Raw genomic sequence first — 3,852 nt, forward strand, 5'->3', positions numbered from 1 at the left:
GGTCCCCGAGGACGCCCTGGATCGGCTGCGGATCGACGGCCCACCCGATCTGATGATCGTGGACCTGATGCGCGGCGAGACCGACGGCTTCGACTGCATCAGGGAGATCCGCCGCGACCACGACGTGCCGATCATCGTGATCAGCACCCGGTACGACACCCACGATGTCGTCGCAGCCCTGGAAGCGGGCGCCGACGACTTCGTCAGCAAGCCGTTCGAGATCAAGGAGATCACCGCACGGATGCGCGCGTTGCGCCGCCGTGCCCGGATCACCGCCGATCGCGACACCACCCCGGAAGCGGTGCTCGACGCGGATCCGGACGCGCCACTGATCCTGGCCACCGACGCCGGCGCGGTCCGCCGCGGCACCGAGGAGATCCACCTCACAGTCACCGAATTCCGGTTGCTGTGCGAACTCGCCGAAACCCCCGGCCGCGTGCTCAGTCGCGCCGTGCTGCTCGAAAGAGTCTGGGACCAGGGCTTTTTCGGTGACGAGCGGATCGTCGATGTCCACGTGCGCAGGCTGCGTACCAAGATCGAACGCGACCCGTCCGACCCGCGCATCGTCGTCACCGTGCGTGGACTCGGCTATCGGCTCGATCTGCCCTCGCAGTAAAAGACTCGTCATACAACTGCAAAGAGCTCGACACAAAGACCGCAAAGTCGGTTCGACACTGTGGATGTATGCCTTCGTCCACCATGTCCAGCGAATCCGCTACCGCCCCTGCGGTTCTCGGTGCGGAACCGACACTGCGACCCCCACGCCTGGGTGACGGAGCCCAGCTGTGGCGGATCGCCCGCGACTCGCAGGTGCTCGACGTCAACTCCAGCTACGCCTACCTGCTGTGGTGTCGCGATTTCGCCGCCACGTCGATCGTCGCCGAATGCGACGGCCGCGCCGTGGGATTCGTCATCGGCTACGTCCGCCCCGAAGCGCCGGACACCGTGTTCGTCTGGCAGATCGCCGTCGACGCCGAATTCCGCGGCCGTGGCCTGGCCGCCACGATCCTGCACGCGCTGCTGGATTCCGTGGCACCCGCGGGCATCACCACGCTGGAAACCACGATCTCACCCGGCAACACCGCCTCCCAGGCGCTGTTCGCCGCGGTGGCCCGGGAGCGCGGTGCGGGTTTGCGCACCGACTCTTTGTTCGAAACGCACGATTTCCCCGATTCACACGAGGCCGAGCAGCTGTATGTCATCACACCCGCTCAGCGCCAGGAGGAACGACGATGATCACGACCACCGACACCAGCATTTTCGAGGCGATGGAATCGAATGTGCGCGGATACTGCCGTGACTGGCCTGCCGTCTTCGCCTCCGCCGAGGGCGCCTGGCTGCGCGACGAGGAAGGTCGCGAGTACCTCGACTTCTTCGCCGGCGCGGGCGCGCTGAACTACGGCCACAACAACCCCGTCCTCAAGCGGGCGCTGCTGGACTATGTGGCCAGCAACGGCATCACCCACGGTCTGGACATGTCGACCGTCGCCAAACGTGAACTGCTGGAGACCATTCGCGACACGCTGCTGTCGCCGCGTGGCCTCGACTACAAGGTGCAGTTCCCCGGCCCCACCGGCGCCAACGCGGTCGAGGCCGCGCTCAAGCTGGCCCGCAAGGTCACCGGCCGCAAGACGGTGCTCAGCTTCACCAACGCCTTCCACGGCATGACCCTCGGCGCGCTGTCGGTCACCGGCAACGCCGCCAAGCGGGCCGGTGCCGGTGTGCCGCTCGAGCACGCCACCCCGATGCCGTTCGACGGCTACTTCGACAACACCATCGAGGACTTCGGCTGGATGCAGCGCGTCCTCGACGACAGCTCCTCCGGTTTCGACCGGCCCGCCGCGGTGATCGTGGAGACCGTGCAGGGCGAGGGCGGCGTCAACCTGGCCCGCGCGGAATGGCTGCGCCACCTGGCCGGACTGTGCGCCGCGCGCGACATCCTGCTCATCGTCGACGACGTCCAGATGGGCTGCGGCCGCACCGGCCCGTTCTTCTCCTTCGAGATCGCCGGCATCACCCCCGACATCGTCACCCTGTCCAAGTCGATCGGCGGCTACGGCCTGCCGATGGCGCTGGTGCTGCTCAAGCCCGAGCACGACCAGTGGGCGCCGGGTGAGCACAACGGCACCTTCCGCGGCAACAACCCCGCCTTCGTCACCGCGACGGCCGCCCTGCGCGAGTACTGGTCCGACGACCGCCTCGCCCAGCACACCGCGGCCAACGGCGAATACATCGCCAGGAAGCTGTCCGCGGTCGCCGATCGTCACGAGGGCGTGACCACCCGCGGCCGCGGCATGGTGCACGGCATCGTCTTCGACGACCCGTCGCAGGCGGGCAAGGTGTGCCGCACCGCGTTCGAGCAGGGCCTGCTGGTGGAGACCTCGGGATCGATGGACGAGGTGGTGAAGCTGTTGCCGCCGTTGACACTCGGCAGCGACGAACTCGACCGCGGCCTGTCCGTGCTGTCGGACTCGATCGACACCGTCTGTGGAGGTGCCGCATGATCGTGCGCACCACCGCCGAGATCACCGGCACCGACCGTGATGTGGCAGGCCCCGGCTGGCGCAGCAAGCGCATCGTGCTCGCGGGCGACCGGGTCGGGTTCTCCTTCCACGAGACCACGATCGAGGCCGGGACCGTCCACGAGTTCCACTACCAGAACCATGTCGAAGCGGTCTGGCTGATCGAGGGCGAGGGCAGTCTGCTCGATCTCGACAACCGGACCGTCCACCAGCTCGGCCCCGGGTCGATGTACCTGCTCGACGGCCACGAACGTCATCAGGTGAACGCGCGCACCCGGTTGCGGATGCTGTGTGTGTTCAATCCGCCGGTCACCGGCCGCGAAATACACGATGAGAACGGGGTGTATCCGCTCGTCGTCGAGGAGGAGGCAGCAAGTGTCTGATCGGTCCGACCGCTACCCGACCCGGCTGACCGAGCCCGCACCGCATCTCGAGCGCACCGACCCCACCGTGTGGGGCCGGATCACCTCGCCCGAGCTGACGGGGTTCGACGCCAACGGCTACGCGACCATCCCCGACCTGCTCAGCCCCGACGAGGTGGCGGCATTCGGTGCGGAGGTCGGTCATCTCGCCGCCGATCCCGTGCTCTACGGCGACGAGCGGGTCGTGGTGGAACCGGTTGCCGGGCAGGTGCGTTCGGTGTTCCAGGTGCACCAGCTCAGCAAGCCGATCGCGGAGCTGCTGACCGAATCGCGGATCGTCGGCCTCGCCGAGCAGATCCTCGGTTCGGCGGTGTACCTGCACCAGAGCCGGGTGAACTACATGCCAGGCTTCGGCGGGAGCGGATTCGCCTGGCACTCGGATTTCGAGACCTGGCACGCCGAGGACGGCATGCCCGCGCCGCGGGCGGTGAGTCTGTCGATCGCGCTGACCGACAACTTCCCGTTCAACGGCAGTCTCATGCTGATGCCCGGCTCGCACCGCACCTTCGTGCCGTGCCTGGGTGAGACCCCCGACAGCCACTATCGGGAGTCGTTGCAGGAGCAGCGCATCGGGGTGCCGACGAACGACGACATCACCTTCCTCGCCGCCCGCTTCGGCATCACCCAGTTCACCGGGCGAGCCGGTTCGGCGCTGCTGTTCGACTCGAATCTGATGCACGGTTCGTCGAACAACATCACGCCGTTCCCGCGGTCGAACATCTTCCTGGTGTTCAACAGCGTGGAGAACGCGCTGGCCGAGCCGTACGCGGCGCCCCGGCGCAGGCCGGCCCACATCGCGGCCCGCGCGGTCAGCCCGGTGCGCGAGGTGCCGGAAGCGGTGGCTGCGCTCGCGGATCAGGCGCGCTAGCGCGGAAATTCGGTGAGGGAGGCCGCGGCCCGCGGATCAT

5 protein-coding genes are annotated in these 3,852 nt (G+C 67.7%); all 5 read left to right on the forward strand.

Going from position 1 to position 3,852, the window contains the following annotated elements; genetic code table 11:
• Positions 1–616 (forward strand): response regulator transcription factor (locus tag ACFWPJ_RS18100; RefSeq protein ID WP_378852729.1); only part of this gene is annotated, 616 nt, incomplete at its 5' end.
• A 68-nt stretch (positions 617–684) separates the two neighbouring features.
• Positions 685–1,236, forward strand: coding sequence for a diaminobutyrate acetyltransferase (gene ectA, locus ACFWPJ_RS18105; protein ID WP_378852731.1), 552 nt, complete (start codon positions 685–687; stop codon positions 1,234–1,236).
• Positions 1,236–2,504 carry a diaminobutyrate--2-oxoglutarate transaminase gene (gene ectB, locus ACFWPJ_RS18110; RefSeq protein ID WP_378852745.1) on the forward strand — a complete coding sequence of 423 codons (1,269 nt, stop codon included), beginning with the start codon at positions 1,236–1,238 and terminating at the stop codon, positions 2,502–2,504. The genes ectA and ectB overlap by 1 nt, the downstream gene beginning before the upstream one ends.
• Positions 2,501–2,905: an ectoine synthase gene (locus tag ACFWPJ_RS18115; protein WP_378852733.1), complete on the forward strand. Its 405-nt coding sequence runs from the start codon at positions 2,501–2,503 to the stop codon at positions 2,903–2,905. The genes ectB and ACFWPJ_RS18115 overlap by 4 nt, the downstream gene beginning before the upstream one ends.
• Positions 2,898–3,812 (forward strand): ectoine hydroxylase, encoded by a 915-nt coding sequence (gene thpD, locus ACFWPJ_RS18120; protein ID WP_378852735.1) that lies wholly within the window; start codon positions 2,898–2,900, stop codon positions 3,810–3,812. The genes ACFWPJ_RS18115 and thpD overlap by 8 nt, the downstream gene beginning before the upstream one ends.
• Positions 3,813–3,852 lie beyond the last annotated feature (40 nt).

This window comes from Nocardia sp. NPDC058497 (assembly GCF_042720195.1).
Lineage (GTDB): Bacteria > Actinomycetota > Actinomycetes > Mycobacteriales > Mycobacteriaceae > Nocardia.

Bases quoted from the DNA above. Each gene is read 5' to 3' on its own strand.
- ectA (WP_378852731.1), top strand. From the start codon at position 685: ATGCCTTCGTCCACCATGTCCAGCGAATCCGCTACCGCCCCTGCGGTT.
- ACFWPJ_RS18115 (WP_378852733.1), top strand. From the start codon at position 2,501: ATGATCGTGCGCACCACCGCCGAGATCACCGGCACCGACCGTGATGTG.